The sequence below is a fragment of the Streptomyces sp. NPDC026538 genome (assembly GCF_055567535.1).
In genome coordinates this window covers 36,995-57,682 of record NZ_JBVHQG010000001.1, presented here as the reverse complement: position 1 = coordinate 57,682, position 20,688 = coordinate 36,995, and the positions used below count along the sequence as shown (strand labels likewise).

General features: G+C 72.7%; 23 protein-coding genes and 1 pseudogene. 15 read left to right on the top strand and 9 right to left on the bottom strand.

From position 1 onward, the window contains the following. The first annotated feature begins 36 nt into the window (after positions 1-36). The 4 genes from ACZ4N4_RS00300 to ACZ4N4_RS00285 all read left to right on the top strand — a co-directional run bounded on the left by ACZ4N4_RS00300 (position 37) and on the right by ACZ4N4_RS00285 (position 4,196). Positions 37-951: a hypothetical protein gene (locus ACZ4N4_RS00300; RefSeq protein ID WP_467582769.1), complete on the top strand. Its 915-nt coding sequence runs from the start codon at positions 37-39 to the stop codon at positions 949-951. 92 nt (positions 952-1,043) lie between these two features. Further along, positions 1,044-2,642 (top strand): ABC-F family ATP-binding cassette domain-containing protein, encoded by a 1,599-nt coding sequence (locus ACZ4N4_RS00295; protein ID WP_453573813.1) that lies wholly within the window; start codon positions 1,044-1,046, stop codon positions 2,640-2,642. Positions 2,643-3,045: 403 nt separating this feature from the next. Then, complete coding sequence (locus tag ACZ4N4_RS00290) at positions 3,046-3,264, top strand: helix-turn-helix domain-containing protein (RefSeq protein WP_046727957.1); 219 nt, start codon at positions 3,046-3,048, stop codon at positions 3,262-3,264. A 128-nt stretch (positions 3,265-3,392) separates the two neighbouring features. Continuing rightward, complete coding sequence (locus ACZ4N4_RS00285) at positions 3,393-4,196, top strand: enoyl-CoA hydratase/isomerase family protein (RefSeq protein ID WP_467582765.1); 804 nt, start codon at positions 3,393-3,395, stop codon at positions 4,194-4,196. Between the two features lie 118 nt (positions 4,197-4,314). Here ACZ4N4_RS00285 and ACZ4N4_RS00280 read toward each other — a convergent pair whose 3' ends face one another. After that, the gene (locus ACZ4N4_RS00280) at positions 4,315-5,013 is read right to left on the bottom strand and encodes a nucleopolyhedrovirus P10 family protein (RefSeq protein ID WP_467582762.1); all 699 of its coding nucleotides are present in this window, start codon (positions 5,011-5,013) and stop codon (positions 4,315-4,317) included. Positions 5,014-5,101: 88 nt separating this feature from the next. Between ACZ4N4_RS00280 and ACZ4N4_RS00275 the strand changes: the two genes are divergently transcribed. From ACZ4N4_RS00275 to ACZ4N4_RS00250, 6 genes are all read left to right on the top strand, one after another. After that, the gene (locus ACZ4N4_RS00275) at positions 5,102-5,575 is read left to right on the top strand and encodes an Asp23/Gls24 family envelope stress response protein (protein ID WP_467582760.1); all 474 of its coding nucleotides are present in this window, start codon (positions 5,102-5,104) and stop codon (positions 5,573-5,575) included. Positions 5,576-5,594: 19 nt separating this feature from the next. Beyond that, a complete protein-coding gene (locus ACZ4N4_RS00270) occupies positions 5,595-5,789 on the top strand; it encodes a hypothetical protein (protein ID WP_467582757.1) in 195 nt (64 codons plus the stop codon). After that, complete coding sequence (locus ACZ4N4_RS00265) at positions 5,786-6,145, top strand: Asp23/Gls24 family envelope stress response protein (RefSeq protein ID WP_467582754.1); 360 nt, start codon at positions 5,786-5,788, stop codon at positions 6,143-6,145. The genes ACZ4N4_RS00270 and ACZ4N4_RS00265 overlap by 4 nt, the downstream gene beginning before the upstream one ends. Then, entirely contained in the window at positions 6,145-6,750 is a 606-nt protein-coding gene (locus tag ACZ4N4_RS00260; protein ID WP_467582752.1) for a DUF6286 domain-containing protein, read from the top strand. Before ACZ4N4_RS00265 ends, ACZ4N4_RS00260 begins: the two co-directional genes overlap by 1 nt. 2 nt (positions 6,751-6,752) lie before the next feature. Then, positions 6,753-7,331 carry an alkaline shock response membrane anchor protein AmaP gene (amaP, locus tag ACZ4N4_RS00255; protein ID WP_467585243.1) on the top strand — a complete coding sequence of 193 codons (579 nt, stop codon included), beginning with the start codon at positions 6,753-6,755 and terminating at the stop codon, positions 7,329-7,331. 139 nt (positions 7,332-7,470) lie between these two features. Next, positions 7,471-8,367: a LysR family transcriptional regulator gene (locus ACZ4N4_RS00250; protein ID WP_467582749.1), complete on the top strand. Its 897-nt coding sequence runs from the start codon at positions 7,471-7,473 to the stop codon at positions 8,365-8,367. Between the two features lie 91 nt (positions 8,368-8,458). Here ACZ4N4_RS00250 and ACZ4N4_RS00245 read toward each other — a convergent pair whose 3' ends face one another. From ACZ4N4_RS00245 to ACZ4N4_RS00220, 6 genes are all read right to left on the bottom strand, one after another. After that, on the bottom strand, positions 8,459-9,235 hold the full coding sequence (locus ACZ4N4_RS00245) for an SDR family oxidoreductase (protein WP_467582746.1): 777 nt from the start codon (positions 9,233-9,235) through the stop codon (positions 8,459-8,461). A 118-nt stretch (positions 9,236-9,353) separates the two neighbouring features. After that, positions 9,354-10,109 carry an SDR family oxidoreductase gene (locus ACZ4N4_RS00240; protein WP_453573792.1) on the bottom strand — a complete coding sequence of 252 codons (756 nt, stop codon included), beginning with the start codon at positions 10,107-10,109 and terminating at the stop codon, positions 9,354-9,356. Positions 10,110-10,114: 5 nt separating this feature from the next. Continuing rightward, positions 10,115-11,899: a glycoside hydrolase family 15 protein gene (locus tag ACZ4N4_RS00235; protein ID WP_467582743.1), complete on the bottom strand. Its 1,785-nt coding sequence runs from the start codon at positions 11,897-11,899 to the stop codon at positions 10,115-10,117. A gap of 65 nt (positions 11,900-11,964) precedes the next feature. Next, the gene (locus tag ACZ4N4_RS00230; RefSeq protein WP_467582740.1) at positions 11,965-12,762 is read right to left on the bottom strand and encodes an SURF1 family cytochrome oxidase biogenesis protein; all 798 of its coding nucleotides are present in this window, start codon (positions 12,760-12,762) and stop codon (positions 11,965-11,967) included. A 49-nt stretch (positions 12,763-12,811) separates the two neighbouring features. Next, the gene (locus ACZ4N4_RS00225) at positions 12,812-13,045 is read right to left on the bottom strand and encodes a hypothetical protein (protein ID WP_351326105.1); all 234 of its coding nucleotides are present in this window, start codon (positions 13,043-13,045) and stop codon (positions 12,812-12,814) included. Between the two features lie 92 nt (positions 13,046-13,137). Then, positions 13,138-14,142, bottom strand: coding sequence for a DEDDh family exonuclease (locus ACZ4N4_RS00220; protein WP_453573784.1), 1,005 nt, complete (start codon positions 14,140-14,142; stop codon positions 13,138-13,140). Between the two features lie 207 nt (positions 14,143-14,349). Between ACZ4N4_RS00220 and ACZ4N4_RS00215 the strand changes: the two are divergent. The 5 genes and pseudogenes from ACZ4N4_RS00215 to ACZ4N4_RS00195 form a co-directional block, all read left to right on the top strand. Beyond that, a pseudogene (locus tag ACZ4N4_RS00215) lies at positions 14,350-14,553 on the top strand (acetoacetate decarboxylase family protein); the annotation flags it as partial. A gap of 177 nt (positions 14,554-14,730) precedes the next feature. Next, positions 14,731-15,444 carry a VIT1/CCC1 transporter family protein gene (locus tag ACZ4N4_RS00210; protein WP_453573781.1) on the top strand — a complete coding sequence of 238 codons (714 nt, stop codon included), beginning with the start codon at positions 14,731-14,733 and terminating at the stop codon, positions 15,442-15,444. Between the two features lie 110 nt (positions 15,445-15,554). Beyond that, complete coding sequence (locus ACZ4N4_RS00205) at positions 15,555-16,421, top strand: sterol desaturase family protein (protein WP_453573778.1); 867 nt, start codon at positions 15,555-15,557, stop codon at positions 16,419-16,421. Further along, positions 16,418-17,083 (top strand): lysoplasmalogenase, encoded by a 666-nt coding sequence (locus tag ACZ4N4_RS00200; RefSeq protein WP_467582737.1) that lies wholly within the window; start codon positions 16,418-16,420, stop codon positions 17,081-17,083. The genes ACZ4N4_RS00205 and ACZ4N4_RS00200 overlap by 4 nt, the downstream gene beginning before the upstream one ends. A 36-nt stretch (positions 17,084-17,119) precedes the next feature. Beyond that, positions 17,120-18,166, top strand: coding sequence for a zinc-dependent alcohol dehydrogenase family protein (locus ACZ4N4_RS00195; RefSeq protein ID WP_453573772.1), 1,047 nt, complete (start codon positions 17,120-17,122; stop codon positions 18,164-18,166). A gap of 24 nt (positions 18,167-18,190) precedes the next feature. On the opposite strand, the gene ACZ4N4_RS00190 is transcribed toward ACZ4N4_RS00195, so the two are convergent. Together ACZ4N4_RS00190 and ACZ4N4_RS00185 are read right to left on the bottom strand one after the other, a co-directional pair. Next, positions 18,191-19,201 (bottom strand): CopD family protein, encoded by a 1,011-nt coding sequence (locus ACZ4N4_RS00190; protein WP_467582734.1) that lies wholly within the window; start codon positions 19,199-19,201, stop codon positions 18,191-18,193. Between the two features lie 105 nt (positions 19,202-19,306). Then, the gene (locus ACZ4N4_RS00185) at positions 19,307-20,683 is read right to left on the bottom strand and encodes a CoA transferase (protein WP_467582732.1); all 1,377 of its coding nucleotides are present in this window, start codon (positions 20,681-20,683) and stop codon (positions 19,307-19,309) included. Positions 20,684-20,688: the final 5 nt, after the last annotated feature.

The window sequence follows — 20,688 nt, the reverse complement described above, 5'->3', positions numbered from 1 at the left end:
CACAAGGACGCCCGCCGGGCGTCGAAGGGGGACCCGGTGCCCGTACTGCCCCACACGAGCACCCCACCGCCCACCACAGCCCCGCTCCCCGCAGCCGGCGTCCCCCGGGATCCGATCCCCGCCGCGGGCGGCCCCCGGAACCCGGTGCTCTCCGCCGACCGTCCCCGGAACCCGGCCCCCACGATCGGCGGCCCGCGCGGGACCGCCCCGATGCCGGCGCCCGCCGACCGCCCGCCGGTGCGCGCGTCCTCCCGGCCCTTCCCGAGCCCCCTCCGGCGCAGGCTCCGCACCCGCCGGCTCCTCCCCGTCGCCCTCGCCGTGCTGCTGGCCGGTGCCCTCCTCGGTGTGGTCCAGCAGATCCGGCCCGCCCCCTACGGCGACCGCCTCACCCCCGGTCCGGCCGCGCACAGCGCACGCGCGCGTGGGGCGGTGGTCGAGGCGTACGACGGACGGACCCTGCGGTGGCGGTATGCGCGCGTGGGACGCCGTCCGCTGAGCGTGCTGCCCGCGCGCGGGCACGCGATCGCCGTCTGGGACGACGGGCTCGTCACCGACACCGACGGCCGCTCCGTGCGCTGGCACCGCGCCCTGCCCGCGGCCACCGGCTGGCTCCGGCGGCAGGGCGGCACCGGCGTCCTGCGCCCCCTCGGCCGCGGCATCCTCGCGGTCGTCTCCCCGGCCCGCATCGCCGCGTACCGCACCGCCGACGGCGACCTGCGCTGGGTGCTGCCCGCCCGCGCGGGCTGCGCGTTCCGCCCCGAACGTGCCGTACGTCACGGCACCGCCCTGCTCGTCGCCCAGCCCTGCGCGGACGGCGCCTGGACCGCGCAGCTCATCGCCGTGGACGACCTGGGCCGGATCGCCCCGCACCGCGCGCCCCTCGGCAACGCCCTCCCCGGCAGCCGCCCCGAACACCCGCACGCCGAAAAAGCGCTTGCGCCGCCCCGTTAGACTTGGCCCATGGCCATTCTCCTCGCGCATTAGACGGCGGGAACGTCCTCAGCCGCCCATCCGTCAAACCCCGTACGCCCTGGAGTCTGTCCGTGATCTCCGCCTCCGGTATCGAGCTGCGCGCCGGTGCGCGCATCCTCATCGAGAACGCCACCTTCCGTGTCGCCAAGGGTGACCGCATCGGTCTGGTCGGCCGCAACGGCGCCGGCAAGACCACCCTCACCAAGGTCCTGGCCGGTGACGGCGTCCCCGCCGCGGGTACCGTCACCCGCTCCGGCGAGGTCGGCTACCTCCCGCAGGACCCCCGTACCGGCGACCTCGACGTGCTCGCCCGCGACCGCATCCTCTCCGCGCGCGGCCTCGACGTACTGATCCGCAAGATGCGCGAGAACGAGCAGCGCATCGCCAACGGCCAGGGCGCCACCCGCGAGAAGGCGCTGCGGCAGTACGAGCGCCAGGAGACCGAGTTCCTCACCAAGGGCGGGTACTCCGCCGAGGCCGAGGCCGCCACCATCGCCGCCGCGCTCAACCTGCCCGACCGGGTGCTCGGCCAGCCCCTGCACACGCTCTCCGGCGGTCAGCGCCGCCGTATCGAGCTGGCCCGGATCCTGTTCTCGGACGCGGACACGCTCCTGCTGGACGAGCCGACCAACCACCTCGACGCCGACTCGATCGTCTGGCTGCGCGACTACCTGAAGACCTACCGCGGCGGATTCATCGTGATCTCCCACGACGTCGACCTGGTCGAGACGGTCGTCAACAAGGTCTTCTACCTGGACGCCAACCGGTCCCAGATCGACGTCTACAACATGGGCTGGAAGCTCTACCAGCAGCAGCGCGAGGCCGACGAGAAGCGCCGCAAGCGCGAGCGCGCCAACGCCGAGAAGAAGGCGGCCGCGCTGCACTCGCAGGCCGACAAGATGCGCGCCAAGGCCACCAAGACGGTCGCCGCGCAGAACATGGCCCGCCGCGCGGACAAGCTGCTGGCCGGCCTGGACGCGGTCCGGATCTCCGACAAGGTCGCCAAGCTCCGCTTCCCGGACCCCGCGCCCTGCGGCAAGACCCCGCTGACCGCCGAGGGCCTGTCGAAGTCCTACGGCTCGCTGGAGATCTTCACCGACGTCGACCTGGCCATCGACAAGGGCTCCCGGGTGGTCATCCTCGGCCTCAACGGCGCCGGCAAGACCACCCTGCTGCGGCTGCTCGGCGGGGTCGAGCAGCCCGACACCGGTGAGGTGCTCGAGGGCCACGGCCTCAAGCTCGGCTACTACGCCCAGGAGCACGAGACCCTGGACCCGGACCGCACCGTCCTGGAGAACATGCGCTCCTCCGCCCCCGACATGGACCTCGTCGAGGTCCGCAAGGTGCTGGGCTCGTTCCTGTTCTCCGGCGACGACGTCGACAAGCCGGCCGGTGTCCTCTCCGGCGGCGAGAAGACCAGGCTCGCCCTGGCCACCCTGGTCGTCTCCTCGGCGAACGTCCTGCTCCTGGACGAGCCGACCAACAACCTCGACCCCGCCAGCCGCGAGGAGATCCTCGGCGCCCTGCGCACCTACAAGGGCGCGGTCGTCCTGGTCACGCACGACGAGGGCGCCGTCGAGGCGCTCCAGCCCGAGCGGATCATCCTGCTCCCCGACGGTGTCGAGGACCTGTGGGGCGCCGACTACGCGGACCTGGTCGCGCTCGCCTGAGAAGCGGGGGAGAACCGGGAGAACCGGCTCCCTCGTCCTCACGTGCCGGTCTCGTCGTCCTCGCGTGATCGAATGCCTGATCCACTGGCTATGGATCATTCGGCTTATCGGTGATCCATCATCTGTGTGAGATCTCCTCGTATCGAGGTGTGTCATGCACCGATTTCGCGGCCGATCCCTTTGTCGACAAGGGGTCGGCCGCTTTCCGTGTCTGACCTGGCACTTCGCGGAAGAACCCGTTCGGCCCCTTGGTCACCACCCGTAGGAATCATGGATTCCGCTTGTGGGGATGCACTCCTGTCGTCACAACGATGTCTCACGGACCTTGCCGAATGGGTGGCCATCGCGCCCCGGAGGGGTGATCATGAGGGGACCAGAGCGCACTTCCCATGAGGAGGCACGGGTGGCCGAGACTCTGAAGAAGGGCAGCCGGGTAACCGGCGCCGCGCGCGACAAGCTCGCGGCAGACCTGAAGAAGAAGTACGACTCCGGTGCGAGCATTCGGGCACTGGCCGAGGAAACCGGCCGCTCGTATGGCTTCGTCCACCGGATGCTCAGCGAGTCGGGTGTCACGCTGCGTGGGCGTGGCGGGGCGACGCGGGGCAAGAAAGCCGCGTCCTGACCCCGGGCGGCCCATCGGCTTCGATGGTGGCCACCCGGTCGGCCGACTGATCGGCCGGGTGGTTACTGTGCAGTCACTTAGCATGCCGTACGGCAATGCGTGATGACCGCACACATCGGAGGCGCCCCATGGCTTCGCCCGACCAGGACCTCGTTCCTGTTCTCGACAAGGACGGCGTACGGCTCACCGTGGACGACACGCTCGCCACGGTGACGCTGACCAACCCGGCCAAGCGAAACGCCCAGAGCCCCGCGCTGTGGCGGGCGTTGGCCGAAGCCGGGCGGTCGCTGCCGGGGTCGGTCCGTGTCGTCGTGCTGCGCGGTGAGGGCCAGTCCTTCTCCGCGGGCCTCGACCGGCAGATGTTCTCGCCGGAGGGGATCCCGGGCGAGCCGACGTTCATCGAACTCGCGCGCCGTGACGACGCCGGGCTCGACGCGGCCATCGCCGAATACCAGCAGGCGTTCACCTGGTGGCGGCGCAACGACCTGGTGTCGATCGCCGCCGTGCAGGGCCACGCCATCGGGGCCGGCTTCCAGCTCGCCCTCGCCTGTGACCTGCGCGTCGTCGCGGACGACGTGCAGTTCGCCATGCGCGAGACCAGCCTGGGCCTGGTGCCGGACCTCACGGGTACGCACCCGCTGGTCTCTCTCGTCGGCTACGCCCGCGCGCTGGAGATCTGCGCGACCGGACGGTTCGTACAGGCCGAGGAGGCGGTGGCCTCCGGGCTCGCCAACCTCGCGGTGCCCGGTGCCGAACTCGACGCCGCGGTACGCGACCTGGCCGCGGCGCTGCTGGCCGCGCCCCGGGACGCGGTGGTGGAGACCAAGGCGCTGCTGCGGGGCGCCGGCGACCGTACCTACGAGGAGCAGCGGGCTGCCGAGCGGCAGGCGCAGGCTCGGCGGCTGCGGGACTTGGCGGGCGTGGGCGAGTAGTTCGGCGCGGGCGAGTGGGGCGGGGCTGGTCGCGCCCACGCGGCGACAGCCGCATATCGATACCGCCCCGCGCCCCTTTCGAGTCGCTTCAGGTTCCCCGCGCCCCTTTCGAGGCGCTTCAGTCGACGTCCGTCACCAGCACGGCCACCGTGGGGTGGTCCCCCAGCGCCGCGCCGACCGCTGTACGGACCCCCCTCGCCACGTCCACGGCCCTGGGCCCGTCGGCCAGCGCCACCTCCACCCGCACATGCCGGCGCGGCAACGCCGCCTCGAAGTGCACCTCCCGGCTCAGCGCCCCCGTCACCCGCGCCACCCCCGGCACCGCCAGCGCCGCCGCCGTCACCCGTGCCCCGTCCGGATCCCTGCCCTCCCGGACCGACGGCGGCCGAGGCGGACGTACGGCCTCCGGCTCCGTCCGGTCCGTCGTCAGCAGGTCGGTCACCCGCAGGTCCACCTCGGCCACCGCCAGCCCGAGCCGTGCCGTCGCCGCGACCGCCAGCGCCCGGCGCAGCCGTGCCGCCGTCGTCGGCAGCGGCTCGGCGGCCGTCGCCGCGAAGTCCGCCGCCACCCGCAGCGGCCCCGGCGGCACGGCACCGGGCGGCGGCGGTACGACGGGTTCCTGGACGTCATCCGGATCCGCCGGCGCGATCCGCACCGCCCCCAGCCGCACCCCCGGCACCCCGGCCGCCGCCCGGCGCAGCACCGCGTCGGCCACCGACTCCGTCACCCACGCACCGTCGTGCCGCCCGCCCAGCGGGAGCAGCCTGCCCGAGCCCAGGGGATGCCGTACCGCGTCTGCCCACCGGTCCGCCGTCATTGCTCCAGCCTGCCGCATCACAGGGGCATGACAGGGCATCCGCACTTACCTTTGGTCGCAGGACGACCACCGGAAGGGGCGTACGGCGATGACGGAGATGACGGCGGAGCCGGAGAAGGAGCCGAAGGAACCGACGGTACAGACCCGGAAGACCGTCAGACGCGGTGGCGGTGACCCGTCGACCCGGGGCCGGACCACGATCGCCGACGGTGTGGTGGAGAAGATCGCCGGACTGGCGGCCCGGGACGTCGTCGGCGTGCACGCGATGGGCAGCGGACTGGCCCGCACCTTCGGTGTGGTGCGCGACCGGGTGCCGGGCGGCTCCAAGTCGGTCACCCGTGGTGTGAAGGCCGAGGTCGGTGAGGTGCAGACCGCGCTCGACCTGGAGCTCGTCGTGGACTACGGCGTCTCGATCGCGGATGTGGCCCGCGCGGTACGGGAGAACGTGATCGCGGCCGTGGAGCGCATGACCGGGCTCGAAGTGGTCGAGGTCAACATCGCGGTGAGTGATGTGAAGCTGCCCGAGGAAGAGGAAGAGGAGCCGGAGTCCCGGCTTCAGTGACGGCTGAGGGGATCGCACCATGAGCTTGGCCGTGGTCGGCATGATCGCCGGCATGGCGCTGGGCTTCGCCGGGTACTTCGGCGGCTTCGGCGCCTTCCTGCTGGTGGCGGCGCTGGGGGCCGTCGGGTTCGTCATCGGCAGGCTCGCGGAGGGAGACCTCGAACTCGGTGACTTCTTCCGCGGTCGCGACGACCGGCGTGACCGGCGGCGATGACCACCTCGAGCGGTGAGACGCGCAGGCCTGCGACGGTCGTGGCGCCCGGCGAGCGCGGGGCCGTCCGGATCGCCGACCGGGTGGTGGCGAAGATCGCCGCGCAAGCGGCCCGCGAGGCCCTCGGCCCCCTCCCCGAGGACGCCGTACCCCCGCACGCCACGGTGGCGGTCCACCGCGGTACCGCCCGCGTCCGCGTCCACCTCGAACTGGACTATCCGTCAGACATCGGCGCCCGGTGCGCGACTGTGCGTCGGCATGTGGTCGAGCGGGTAGGCGCGTTGGTGGACATGGAGGTCCGGGAGGTCGCCGTGCACGTCGAACGGCTGCACCCCGCCCAGCCCCAGGGGAGGACGTGATGAGCACCGAGCAGACACAGGTCATCGAGAAGCCACCCGAGGCCCCGCCGCCCCCGGCCGGCCACGCGGCCCGCTTCTGGTCGCCACGCCGCACACCCGCGGCCCTGGCCGCCGTCGTTCTCCTGGTGACGGCGGCCGCCTTCCTGTACGACATCGGGGCCGTACGGGCCCGCCACCCCGCGATGCACTGGCGCCGCGCACTGGCCCGGCAGCTCGCGACGCGCCCCCTCGACGACACCTGGGTCATGGTCGGCGCGGGCATCGCCGCCGCCCTCGGCGTATGGCTGCTGACCCTGGCCGTCACGCCGGGCCTGCGGGACGTCCTGCCGATGCGCCGCAGCCACCCCGACGTCCGCGCCGGGCTGCGCCGCGACGCGGCCGCGATGGCGCTGCGCGACCGGGCCATGGAGATCTCGGGCGTACGCCGGGTACGCGTACGACTGCACCGCTCCCGCGCCCACGTCCTCGCCGTCTCCCACTTCCGTGAACTCGACGAGGTGCAGGCCGACCTGGACATGGCACTCACCGACGCGATCCACGGCCTGGGCCTGGCCCACCCGCCCAGGCTGGCCCTGCACGTCGTCCGCCCCGGACGGAAGGGATGACGATGCTCACGGCGATCAACCGCGTACTGATCGGTCTGGCGGGCCTGGTGCTCCTGGCCCTGGGCGGCGCGGTCCTGGCCGTCGGCCTCGGCGCCCCGCCCCCCTCCTGGTGGATCCACGACGGCCGTCACGACGTTCTCCTCACCACCGCCGAACGCACCCACTGGCGTGGAGCGGGCTGGTGGTGGCCGACGGTCCTGGCCGCTCTGGCGGTCCTGCTCCTGCTGTCCCTGTGGTGGCTGACCGCACAACTGCGCCGACGCCGTCTGACCGAGGTCCTGGTGGACACCGGGGACGGTGAGGGCGCGCTGCTGCGCGGCAGGGCTCTGGAGACGGTGCTGGCGACCGACGCGGCCCACCAGCAGGGCGTCGCCCACGCCCAGGCGGTGCTCAGGGGCAGGCGGACGGCTCCGGAGGTACGGGTCTGGCTCCAGCTGCACCCGGACGTGCCACCGCGGGAGGCCCTGGACGGCCTCACCACCCAGGCACTGGCCCACGCCCGGGACTCGGCAGCCCTGAAGAAGCTGCCGGCGGAGGTCCGGCTGACATCCGTGAAACACCGCGTGGAGAGGGTCACTTGAGACAGCGTCCGGCATACCTGCCGCACGGCACCGAAGACGCCGTCGGCGCCGGCCGTGGCCACGGGAATCTCCGCCCGCGGAACCGGGTTGTCCGCCATTGCAGCGATGACCTCGGGACAGCGGGAGGGGACGGGAGCCGATGAGCCTTCGTCAGTTCGAGTACGCCCTGGCCGTTGCCGAGGAGGGCTCGGTGACCGCGGCCGCGGAGCGGCTGCGCGTCGCCCAGCCGTCGATGTCCCAGCAGATCCGCGCCCTCGAGCGGGAACTCGGCGTGGAGCTGTTCGCCCGTACGCCTACCGGACTGGTGCCCACCGTCGTCGGCCGTGCCTTCCTGCGGGAGGCGGAGGTCGCGGTGAGCGCGGCACGACGGGCGCGGGCGACGGCGCGCGGCGGTGCCGACGAGTTGGTGGGCGAGCTGGTGGTCGCCGTGCAGATGGGCTTCGGCACGCGGCAGCTGCCGGGCGCGCTCGGCGGGCTGCGCCACCGCTACCCGCGCCTGGAGATCACCGTCTTCGAGGAGCCGGGCTCCGCCGAGCTGGAGCGGCTGTGCCGCCAGGGCGTGCTGAACCTCGCCCTGATGGCGGCGTGCGAGCGGACCCCCTCCGACGCCCACCGCCTCGGCGACGAGGAGTTCGTCGTGGTGCTGGGCGCCGGGCACCCGCAACTCGCCGCGGACCGCGTCGACTTGCGTGCACTGGCGGGGGAGCCTTGGGTGCGCTTCGACCGTGACAGCGCGCTCGACGCCGTGCTGCTGGACGTGCTGCGGACCAACGGACTGGCCCCGGCCACGGCCGCCCGGGTGTCCCAGACGGCGACGGCCGTACGCTGGGCCGCCCACGGGCTCGGGGTGACACTCGTCCCGGCCTCCGCGGTGCCCCAGGGGCACGAGCATCTGGTACGCCCGGTGTTCCCGGTCGTGTCCCGGCCCGTCATCGCCGTGCTCCGGCCCGGCGCGGGCCCGGCGGAGGCGGCCCTGCTCGCATTCCTACGCAAGGAGAACTGGTCCGATTCCGCGTTCTTCGCGCCGATTTCCTGACGGCCGGGAAGGACGCGGACGCCACCGGATTTTGCTGGGGAAACGTCACCGTATTCCTGTTGCGGAAATCAGCCCCGGAATTCCGTGGGCGTCAGCCCCTGGGGAATTCGCCGCCGTCCACGATGAGATTGCTTCCGGTCAGCCAGCTCGCCCGTTCGGAGGCGACGAACAGCACCGCGTGGGCGATGTCGTCGGGCCGGCCGTCGCGCCCCAGCGGGGCCGTGTCGCCGGCGTTGACGGTGCCCGGCTTCAGGTCCAGGCGTGCCCACTGCTCCCGTGCCTCCTCACCGCCGGGAGTGGCGACCCTGCCCGGGGTCACGGTGTTGACCCGGATCCCGAACGGGGCCTGCTCCGAGGCCAGTCCCCGGCTGTAGTTCTCCAGCGCCGCCTTCGCCGCCGTGTAGTGCAGGAACGGCGCGACCGGGGTGAGCACCGCGGCCGACGAGACATGCACGATCACCCCGGAACGCCGCTCCCGCATCCCGGGTACCAGCAGCGAGTCCAGCCGCACCGACGCCAGGAAGTTGAGGTCCAGAGCGTCCTGCCACTCCTCGTCGGGGATGGCCGACGTGCCCTCGTACGGTCGGGCCCCGCCCACGTTGTGGACCAGGATGTCCACCCCGCCGAGCACCTCCCGCGCGGCCTCGGCGAGCGCCTTGGCGCCGGCCCGGGTCCGCACGTCGGCCGCCACGAAGGCGGCCCCCTCCGGCACCGTGGCCGACGCCGACCTGGCGGTGGTGAGCACCTCGGCGCCCGCGTCCAGGAGTCGGCGCACCACAGCCGCGCCGATTCCGCGAGAACCACCCGTGACGAGGGCCCGCTTTCCGGCGAGTTCCCGTGTTTCCGATCCGTTCTCGATCGTGGCCATGCCACCGATCCTTTCCCTCGCGTTTCCGTTCGCTGTTCACGGTACGGAGGGAAAAGAACCAGAGGCAAAGACGAAATAGCAGCGACTGCCATAGGGAATCCCTATGGCTTCCCGACCGTCAGAAACCGTGCCGCATACCCCCGTCGACGGGCACCATGATCCCCGTCAGGTAGGACGCCCCCGGCGACAGCAGGAACGCGCCCACCCGGCCGAACTCCTCCGGCGTGCCGTACCGCCGCAGCGGGATCCGGGACTCGTTCTCCATCCGGGTGGCCTCGGGGTCGGCCGACAGCGCGTCCAGCGCCCGCGCCCGGTCCGTGTCGATCCGCGACGGCAGCAGCCCCACCACCCGGATCCCGCGCGGCCCCAACTCGTCCGCCAGCGACTTGGCGAACCCGGCGAGCCCCGGCCGCAGCGCGTTCGAGATCGTCAGCCCGGGAATCGGCTCGTACACCGACCCGGACAGCACGAACCCGATGACACCACCGTCCGCCAACTCGGCCGCGGCCGCGCGTGCGAGCCGTACGGCTCCCAGGAACACCGCCTCGTAAGCGGTCTGCCACTCCTCGTCCGTGTTGTCGGCGATGAACCCGGCAGGGGGCCCACCCACGCTCACGAGAATGCCGTCGAACCGCCCGAACCGCTCACGCGCCGCCGCGATCACCCGCTCCGGAGCGTCCCCGTCCGCGTTGTCGACGGCGATGCCCGCCGCGTTCGGCCCCAGCTCGGCCACCGCCTCGGCGACCCGCTTCTCGTCCCGTCCGGTCACCACGACCTTCGCCCCGTCGGCGACCAGCTCGCGCGCGGTCGCGTTGCCCAGCCCGCGGGTCGCTCCGGTGACGACGTACACCCGGTCCTTCAGTCCAAGATCCATGATTCCTATCCTGCCTCGTCGCCGCCGAACAGTGTGAGGGCGGTGTTCACCAGTCCGATGTGGCTGAACGCCTGGGGGAAGTTGCCCAGCTGGCGTCCGAGCTCCGGTTCGTACTCCTCGGAGAGCAGTCCCACGTCGTTGACGAGTCCCACCAGCCGTTCGAACAATTCCTTCGCCTCGTCGGTACGGCCCGTCATGTGCAGCGCGTCGGCCAGCCAGAACGAGCAGGCCAGGAAGGCGCCCTCGCCGCCCGGCATGCCGTCGACGCCGATCGCGTCGGTGTCGTAGCGGCGCACGAAGCCGTCGTGGCCCAGGTCGTCGCGGATCGCGTCCACCGTGCCGATCACCCGCGGGTCGTCCGGCGGCAGGAAGCCGAAGCGGGGGATCAGCAGCAGGGCGGCGTCGAGTTCGCGCGAACCGTAGTACTGGGTGAAGGTGTTGCGCTTAGGGTCGAACCCCTTCTCGCACACCTCCCGGTGCACCTCGTCGCGGAGGCCGCGCCAGCGCTCCAGTTCGCCCTCCAGCTCCGCGTGCTCCTCCAGGGTCCGCACCGCGCGGTCCGCGGCCACCCACACCAGCACCTTGGAGTGCACGAAGTGCCGGCGGCCGCCGCGCACCTCCCACAGGCCCTCGTCCGGCTGGCGCCAGATCTTCTCCAGGAACTTCATCAGCGAGCACTGGATGGCCCACATGTGCGGCTTGGTGGACAGGCCGGCGTCGCGGGACAGCGACAGCGAGTCCATGACCTCGCCGTACACGTCCAGCTGGAGTTGGTCGACGGCGCCGTTGCCGACGCGTACCGGCGCCGAGCCGGCGAAGCCGGGCAGCCAGGGCAGTTCGAACTCGGGCAGCCGGCGCTCGCCGGCCAGGCCGTACATGATCTGCAGGTCCGCCGGGTCGCCGGCGACCGCGCGCACCAGCCAGTCGCGCCAGGCCTGGGCCTCCTTGTGGTAGCCGACCGAGAGCAGGGCGCCGAGGGTGAGGGTGGAGTCGCGCAGCCAGCAGAAGCGGTAGTCCCAGTTGCGCACCCCGCCCAGCTCCTCGGGCAGCGAGCTGGTGGCGGCGGCGACGATACCGCCGGTCGGCGCGTAGGTGAGCGCCTTGAGGGTGATCAGGGAGCGCAACACCGCGTCCCGGTGGGGGCCGTGGTAGGTGCAGCGGGCGGTCCAGTGCCGCCAGCCGGTGACGCTGGAGCGCAGCGCCTCGTACGGGTTCAACAGCGGCGGCCGCGGTTCGTGCGAGGGGTGCCAGGTGAGCACGAACGCGACCCGCTCACCCTCCTCCACGGTGAACTCCGAGTGCGTGCCGAAGTCCTCGCCCCAGGTCCGTACGGACGGTTCGCTGCGCAGCCACACCGAGTCGGGGCCGGCGACGGCGACCCGGTGACCGCCCGAGCGGCGCATCCAGGGGATGACCGACCCGTAGTCGAAGCGGAGGCGGAGCGTGCTGTGCACGGTGACACGGCCGCTGACGCCCTCCACGATGCGCACCACGTCGGGGGCGTGGTCGCGTTGGGGCATCAGGTCGGTGACCCGGACCGTGCCCTCGGGGGTCTCCCACTCGGTGTCCAGGACCAGCGTGTCGGGCCGGTAGGCGCGCCGGGTGCAGGTGGTCGCGTCCTTGGGGGCGATCCGCCAGTGACCGTTGTCCTCGTCGCCCAGGAGCCTGGCGAAGCAGGCCGCCGAGTCGAACCGTGGCACGCACAGCCAGTCGATGGAGCCGTCCCGGCCGACCAGGGCCGCGGTCTGTTCGTCGCCGATGAGGGCGTAGTCCTCGATGCGTCGGTCCACGGGTTCCGGTTTCCCGCCGGGCCGGTGGGCCAATCAGGGGGTGGGCCGGGGGAGTGACCCCATGATCAGACGGCGGCCGCCGGTTCCGCTTCCGGCGCGGGCTCGGCCTTCGCGGCCTCCTCGCGGGCGCGGGCCTCCCGGCGGACCAGCACGAACCAGCCGTAGGGGACACCCGCGGCGAACAGCCACCACTGGATCATGTACGCGTAGTTCAGCGGGGCGTCTTCCTTGCCCGGGTCGGAGATCTGCTCCGGGGTGTCCGCCTTGGGCTCCGGCGCGGTCTGCTGGATGTAGCCGCCCAGCACCTGCTTGCCGAGCCGGCGCGCCTGCTCCTCGCTGTTGATCAGCATGATCTGCCGGTCGGGCAGACCCTTGATGTCCTTGATGCCGCTCGCCGCGGTGGTCTCGTCGGGCATCAGCCGGCCCTGGATGGTGACCCGGCCGCCGGGCGGAGCCGGGACCTTGGGGAACGCGGTCTGGCTCGGGCCGTCCGAGGAGATCCAGCCCCGGTTGACCAGCAGCACCTTGCCGTCGGCCAGCACGAAGGGGGTGAGGACGTGGTAGCCGACCTCGTCGTCGCCGTTGGTACGGCGCCGGACGACGACCTCGTGGGCGGTGTCGAAGGTGCCGGTCGCGGTGACCGTGTGGTACCGCTCCTTGCGGGTCACGGCGTGCCCCGGCTCGGTCACCTGCTCCACCGGCACCGGCTTGGCGCCGAGTGCCTGGGTCACCAGTGCGTTACGGGCGCTGCGCTCCTCGTACCGGTGCTTCTGCCAGAACCCCAGTCGGATCATCGTGGGGATCAGAAGCAGGGAGATCAGGGTGAGGATCACCCACTGCCGGGTCAAGAGGAAGCGGTACACCCCACGACCGTACAACTCGGTCGTGGGGCACGAGCGGGCGGGTGCCGGGTCACACCCGGTCGACGATGCCCGCCTTCCCGGCCTCGCGGGCGCAGTGGGCGCCGCAGTACCACTGGTTCTCGGCCTCGACGCCCTGGCCGATGATCGAGACCTTGCAGTGCTCGCAGACGGGGGCCATGCGGTGGATCGCACAGGAGAAGCAGTCGAAGACATGGACCGCGCCCTGCGCGTGCACCTCGAAGGTCATTCCGTAGTCATTGCCGCAAACTTCACATTTCGCCATGAGCCTCAGGGTGGGCGGTCGTCCCCGCGCGGGCGAGTGGGCGCCGGGCGAGTCGCCCGGCAATCACCCGTCCGTACGGCCCCGCCGCGCGGTCACTTCCCCGCCGCCCGGGTCGATGCGGGCGCCACGTCCCGCAGCAACTGCCCGAAGGCCGCCTCGTCGACGACCGGCGTGCCGAACTGGCGTGCCTTGAGCACCTTCGAGGTGCCCGAGTCCGGATCGTTGGTGACGAGCAGGCTGGTGAGCCGCGAGATGCTCGTCGACACATGGAGACCGGCCTCGACGGCCCGGTCCTCCAGGAGTTCCCGCTCGATGGAGGTGTCCCCGGAGAACGCCACCCGCATGCCCTGCCTGAGCGGCCCGCCGTCCTCGTACCGCCCCGGGTTCGGATACGGACAGGCCGGCCGCCTGCGGGCCGGCCGCCAGCTGTTCGGGCGGTAGCCGCCGCCGTGGCCGCCGTTCGCCTGCTGCCCGATCCGGGGCGTCTCCGACCACTCCGTCAGAGGCCGGCATTCGAGCAGCGGCAGCCGTACGCTGCCCGCCGCCGCGGCCCGCAGACTGGGCCGGAACGCCTCCGCCAGCACGCGCGCGTCGTCCAGCGCGTGGTGCGCCCGCCGCTGTACGACACCGAAGTGCGCGGCCAGGGTCTCCAGCTTGTGGTTGGGCAGCGGCAGCCCCAGCTCCTTGGAGAGCGCGATCGTGCACAGCCGTTGCTTCACCGGGGGCTCGCTCTTCGCGCGCGCGTACTCGCGCGCGATCATCTGCCAGTCGAAGACCGCGTTGTGCGCGACCAGTACCCGGCCGTCGAGCCGGGCCGCGAACTCCTCGGCGATGTCGGTGAAGAGCGGCGCCCCTTCGAGCACCTCGCTCGTCAGACCGTGGATCCACACCGGGCCAGGGTCGCGCTCGGGATTGACCAGCGTGTACCAGTGGTCCTCGACCTCGCCGCGCCCGTCCAGCCGGTAGACGGCGGCGGAGATTATCCGGTCGTCGCGGGCCAGTCCGGTGGTCTCCACGTCGACGACCGCGTACCCCTCGGGATACGCGGCCGGCCACGGGGCGCCGGCGGAGACTGCGGTCGTCTGGTCTTCGAGCATGGTCATTGAGGATACGGGCCCCGACCGACAGTCCGGTCCGTCAGGTCACCCGCCGCCACCGCCCGTTCGCATGTCCTGATTGCCCTTCGCGTGGCTATGGACCTTTTCGCCGCTCGGTGCCACCGAGCACCCCGCCCGGCGCTGACGCGGCGACGACTCCGCGGCGGCGCGGCGCTCGGACGGTCGACGCAAGGGCGGTACGGCGCCCTGGTCCGCGTCGGCATCAGCCAGGTCCAGCTGCCCGGATACCCGCTGGGCGCGGGCTCGTTCGCGGTCGCCGCCGCGCACGGCAGGGCCGAGGGCTGGTATCCGCCGGTGATGCCGATGACCCACGAACGCGCCCTCACCGGCGGCCGTGAGGTCTTCGGCGAGCCCAGGAAGCTCGGCGAGGTGACCGTCGGGCGCGAGGGCGACCGTATTCCCCTTCGTCGGCGCCGGCTTCATGCGCCCGGGGACTTGGCGGACCACTCCTTGTTGCCAACGACCACCACCGCACTCACGAGTCCGGTGTTCGCGCGGGGGGCCTCGGTACGGGTCCGGTGACGTCGGTACTCCCCACGCCGGGGCCGGAGTGCGATCCTCCGTGTCGTGACGGAACAGACGCACGACAACGAGGCCCACGGGGGCGCGCTCGGCTCCCGGCTGAACTGGCTGCGGGCGGCGGTACTGGGCGCCAACGACGGCATCGTGTCGACGGCCGGCATCGTCGTCGGCGTCGCAGGCGCCACCGGGGACCGCAGCGCCCTGCTGACGGCCGGCCTGGCGGGGCTGCTCGCCGGGTCGATGTCGATGGCGGCGGGGGAGTACGTGTCGGTGTCCACCCAACGCGACTCGGAACTGGCCGCCCTCGCCCTGGAGAAGCGGGAACTCAGGGAGCAGCCCGAGGCGGAACTGGAAGAGCTGACCGAGCTGCTGGAGCGGCGCGGGCTCTCCCGGGACGTGGCGCGTGAGGCAGCGGTCCAGCTGACGGAACGGGACGCCCTGAAGGCCCACGCGAGCGTGGAGCTGGGCATCGATCCGGACGAGCTGACCAACCCGTGGAACGCGGCGCTGGCGAGCTTCCTGGCGTTCACCGTCGGGGCGCTGCTGCCACTGCTGGCGATCGTGCTGCCGCCCGCCGAGTGGCGGCTTCCGGTGACCGTGGGGTCGGTGCTGGCCGCGCTGGTCCTGACGGGATGGAGCAGCGCGCGGCTGGGGGCGGCCGCGGGGGGTCCGGCGATGGTGCGGAACGTGGTGGGCGGCGCGCTGGCCATGGGCGTGACCTACGCGGCGGGGAGCCTGCTGGGGGCGGTGGGGGTGTGACGGCCGCCCGCCCGTTGGCGGAGATCGCCAACAAGCAAGCGCATACCGCAGGCAATACTTGTGGGTAACAACGTCTAGCGGCAGCCGACCAGCGGTTCTACGGTGCCCCCATGCCGAACCTGCCCGATGTCGTGCTGTGGTCGATACCCGCCTTCGTGCTGCTCACCGTGATCGAGGTGATCAGCTACCGCATTCATCCCGACGACGACAGCGACGGGTACGAGGCCAAGGACGCGGCCACCAGCGTCGGCATGGGCCTTGGGTCGCTCGTCTTCGACTTCGTCTGGAAGATCCCGATCGTCGCGATCTACTGGGCGGTCTACGAACTCACCCCGCTGCGCATCCCCGTCCTGTGGTGGACGGTCCCGCTGATGCTGTTCGCGCAGGACTTCTTCTACTACTGGTCCCACCGCGGTCACCACGTCATCCGCATCCTGTGGGCCTGCCACGTCGTCCACCACTCCAGCAAGAAGTTCAACCTCACCACCGCGCTGCGCCAGCCCTGGACCTCGCTGACCGTCTGGCCGTTCTACGTCCCGCTCGTCGCCGTCGGTGTGCACCCGGCCGCGCTCGCCTTCTGCTCCTCCGCGAACCTCGTCTACCAGTTCTGGATCCACACCGAACGCATCGACAAGATGCCCCGGTGGTTCGAGTTCGTCTTCAACACGCCGTCCCACCACCGCGTGCACCACGCCTCCCAGGGCGGCTACCTGGACCGTAACTTCGGCGGGATCCTCATCGTCTGGGACCGGTTGTTCGGGTCGTGGGTGCCGGAGGTCGAGCGGCCGGTGTACGGGTTGACCAAGAACATCAACACGTTCAACCCGATCAAGGTGGCCACCCACGAGTACCTGGCCATCGGCAGGGACCTGAAGGCCGCGCGCAGCTGGCGGGAGCGGGCCGGACGGCTGTTCCGGGGGCCCGGCTGGGCGCCGGCGCCCGCTGTCGAGAAGACCGAGGAGTCCGTGGCCGCGTGAGAGCGTCCCGGGCGCTGCTCGCCGCCTTCGCCCTGGCCCTCGCGGTCGACCTCGGCTGCCTCGCCGCCGGCTTCCACGCCGGGCACGCCGTCGCCAAGGTGCTCCTGATGCCGCTGCTCGCCGCCTGGACCGCCCGCACGGGCGGCCCGCGGCTGCTCGTCGCCGCCCTGCTGTGCGGCTGGGGCGGCGATGTGCTGCTGCTCTCCGACGCCGACCCCGCCTTCATGGCGGGGATGGCCTGCTTCGCCGCCGGGCACGTCTGCTACCTCGTCCTGTTCCGCCGCCACGGACCGGCACACGCGCGTGCCCGCGTTCTCGCCGCCGCCTACGCCGCCGCGCTCATCACCCTGGTCGCCCTGCTGTGGCCGGACCTGCCCGCCGGTCTCCGCGTCCCCGTCGCCGGCTACAGCACCCTGCTCACCGCCATGGCGTACACGGCGGTCACCCGGCTCGGCCCGGTCGCCGGGCTCGGCGGCGCGCTCTTCATGCTCTCCGACACCCTCATCGCGACCGGCGTCGCCGACTGGCCGCAGCTGCCGAGGCCCGACTTCTGGATCATGCTCACCTATGCGGTAGGGCAGTTCCTGCTGGTCCGGGGCACCCTCGATGCGCGGCCCGCACCGGCGACGGCGTACCGTGAAGTGCGCCCGACCACCCCCTGAGCGCACCCACGACACCGCACGAGAGGGATCCTCGCCATGCGCGCCACCACCATCCACGCCCCGTACGACATGCGCGTGGAGGACGTGCCCGAGCCGGTGGTGCAACTGCCCACCGACGCCGTCGTACGCGTGCTGCGCGCCTGTATCTGCGGCAGCGACCTGTGGGCCTACCGGGGCGAGGCGGCCCGGCAGCCGGGGCAGCGCATCGGGCACGAGTTCCTGGGCGTCGTCGAGGAGACCGGCTCCGAGGTGGGCACGGTCCGGCGCGGCGACCTGGTGGTGGCCCCCTTCATGTGGTCCGACGGCGTCTGCGACTACTGCCGCGAGGGCCTGACCACCTCCTGCGAGCACGGCGGCTTCTGGGGCTCGGTGGGGTACGACGGCGGCCAGGGCGAGGCCGTGCGGGTCCCGTTCGCCGACGGCACCCTGGTCCAGCTGCCCAAGGACGCGGCCTCCGACGACCACCTGCTGACCGCCCTGCTCACCCTCTCCGACGTCCTCGGCACCGGCCACCACGCGGCCCTCGGCGCGGGCGCCCGCCCCGGTGCCACGGTCGCCGTCGTCGGGGACGGCGCGGTCGGCCTGTGCGCGGTGCTGGCCGCCAAGCGGCTGGGCGCCGAGCGGATCATCGCGCTGGGCCGGCACGAGGTCCGCACCGACATCGCGCGCCGCTTCGGCGCCACCGACGTCGTCGCCGAGCGGGGAGAGGCGGCGGTGGCCGCCGTACGCGAGCTCACCCGGGGCCAGGGCGCGCACTCCGTCGTGGAGGCCGTGGGCACCGAGCAGTCCATGCGGACGGCCGTCGAGATCACCCGGGACGGCGGGGCGATCGGCTTCGTCGGCGTCCCGCACGGCAGCGGCACCGGCCTCGACCTCGGCGTGATGTTCGACCGGAACATCGCCCTGCGCGGCGGTGTCGCCCCGGTCCGTGCCTACATCCCCGACCTGCTGCCCGACGTCCTCGCCGGCACCATCGATCCCTCGCCGGTCTTCGACCTGACCGTCGGCATCGAGGGCGTGCCCGACGGCTACAAGGCGATGGACGAGCGCACCGCCCTGAAGGTGCTCGTCACCAACGGCTGAACCGACGTGCCGGTCACGGGATGATCAAGTCCATCTGATCGGTACCGGCAGCGCCGTCAGCACGCCCGACACCGCGACCACGACCGCCAGCACGGCCACCTCGGCCCGCGCGGGGACGTACGCGGTGAGCGGATCGGCCGCCCGGCGCAGCCGGAACCGCGCCCACAGCGCGAGCGCGGCGACGGCGGCGACGAGGACCACCTTGGCCAGCAGGGTGCGCCCGTACGCCGTCGTCGTCAGCTGGTCCAGGATCGTGCCCGCGGGCATCCGCCGCAGCGAACTCCACACGCCCGTCGCGGTGATGGCCGCGAGCAGGACGGCGGCCACGCGCGCGTAGAGACCGAGCAGCGCCGCTCCGGCCTCCCGGCCGCGCCACCGGTGCAGCAGCCGCAGCGCGTGCAGCAGACCGCCCGCCCACAGCGTCGCGCACGTCAGATGCGCCAGGGTCAGCGCCGAGCCGAGCAACGGGCTGTGCTCGGGCGCGGGATGGGCGCGCAGCGCCTCGGCGACGACCACCGCGGCGAGCGGCCACACCTGGATCGCCGGGCGGCGTGCGCGGGCGCACAGACCGGCCAGCAGAAAGGCGTTGACCTCGATCAGCGCCAACTTGCCGTCCCGTGACCGGTACAGGCCGCCCACGTCGATGTCGGCGAGACAGTGCGGCACCAGGTTGCCCGTCGACACGACCGACGCGAGCGCCAGCGCGGCGACGAAACCGGCGGCGGCCGCGAACACCGCCCAGCTGGACGGCCGTTCCGGCGGAGCGTCGGGCAGCCGGCGGGCCAGCCGGTCCACGAACAGCTCGCCCAGCGGTACGCACAGGGCGGCGAACAGCACCCCGCGCAGCAGAGCGATGCCGCCCACCCCCGGCGCCGCGGCCTCCCCGGTGTCGTGCAACGCGGCGGACGGCCCGAGCAGCGGTACCAGGGCGGCCAGCGCCACCAGGAGCAGGACGGCGACGGCCCGGCCGGTACCGGGGCGTCTCGCGGGGCCGCTCGCGTCGGCAGCTTCGGTGGTCGGTCCTGTCGCCGTCACCCCACGATCTTCGCCAGCCGTGACAGAACCGGGCAAGTGCCGGAAAACAACTGACGGATCGTCATTCCGTCTATTCGTATGTTTCCGGCCATCCGGGCGGTGCGGTCATGCCCACTTGGCCGGATCCGATCCCCATGGCACCGGCGGCCGCGCCCAGTCGGCCGGGCCGCCCGCGAAGGACACCGGCGGCCGTGCGTACCGCAGCCGCCCCAGCGCACTGTCCGTCCCGGCGAGCCAGGCGTCCGGTCCCTCGTACGGCTCACCACCCTCGGGGTCGGGCTCCAGCTCCGCCGTCAACCACCGTGCCGTGCGCGCCAGTGCCAGCCGTACGAACCTGCTCCCGCCGTCGTACGACTGCTCGGTCAGTGCTCGCAGCACTCCCGCCGCCAGCAGATACCCCGTGCCGTGGTCGAGCGCCTGCGCGGGCAGCGCGCCCGGCCGGTCCACCGAGCCCTCGGTCTCCGCGATACCGGTGGCGACCTGCACCAGGCTGTCGAAGCCGCGCCGCCCGCCCCACGGCCCGTACCCGCCCCACGCGGACACCTGGGCCACGACCAGCCCCGGCCGCCGTTCGGCCAGCGCCTCGGGGGAGAGTCCGAACCGGTCCAGGGCGCCAGGCCGGTAGCCCGTGACCACGACGTCCGCCGAGGCCAGCAGCTCCTCGAAGGCCGCCCGGCCGGTCGTGAGGTCGAGTGTCGCCGAGCGCTTCCCGAAGCCCGTGTCGGCGTGCTGGTCGGGGAGTTCGGGCAGCCAGGGCGCGTCCAGGCGCAGGACGTCGGCGCCCAGCAGCGCCAGGGTGCGGGTGGCCACCGGGCCGGCCAGGACCCGGGTCAGGTCCAGGACGCGCAGCCCGGCTGCGGGCAGCAGGGGAGAGGTGCCGGAGTCGAGCGGCGGGAGCACGCGCGCGTGGGCCGTGTCCGGACGGCCTCGCTCGACGAGGGGGCGGGCGGCCACCTCGGCCGCCTGCTCGTGCGCGGCCCACTCCCCGGGCGAGCGCAACGCCACCGCCAGCCCGCCGGCTCCATGGACGGCGGTCTCGACCGCCAGGGCGGGCCGCTCGGCGATCCGGGCCGCCACGTCCTCGACCGCGGCTCCCTCCGGCAGTCCCAGCGCGGCCAGCAGCCGGGCCCGGTGGTGCGGGTAGTTGGCATGGGTACGCACCCACCCGTCGGCCGTGCGCCAGAACCGCGACAGCGGGGCGAACTGCACGGGAGGCCGCCCGTCGACCAGGAGTTGCCGCTCGCTGGTGAACGCCGTCGCCACCGCCCCGTCGTCCACCCGGACCCCCGGCACCTGAGTGGCACCGGTCCGGCGCGCCCCCAGTTCGGCGGCGGCCAGCGCGCAGGCGCCGACACACGCGCGTGCCAGCCGCCGTACGGGAAGGCGTGACCGGAGCGTGTCCGCGCGCGCCACGGTCGTGATCCGCGCGGGCAACGACGGATCGCCACCCAGCGCGGACCACGCGTAGTTGATTTCAGTCATGACTG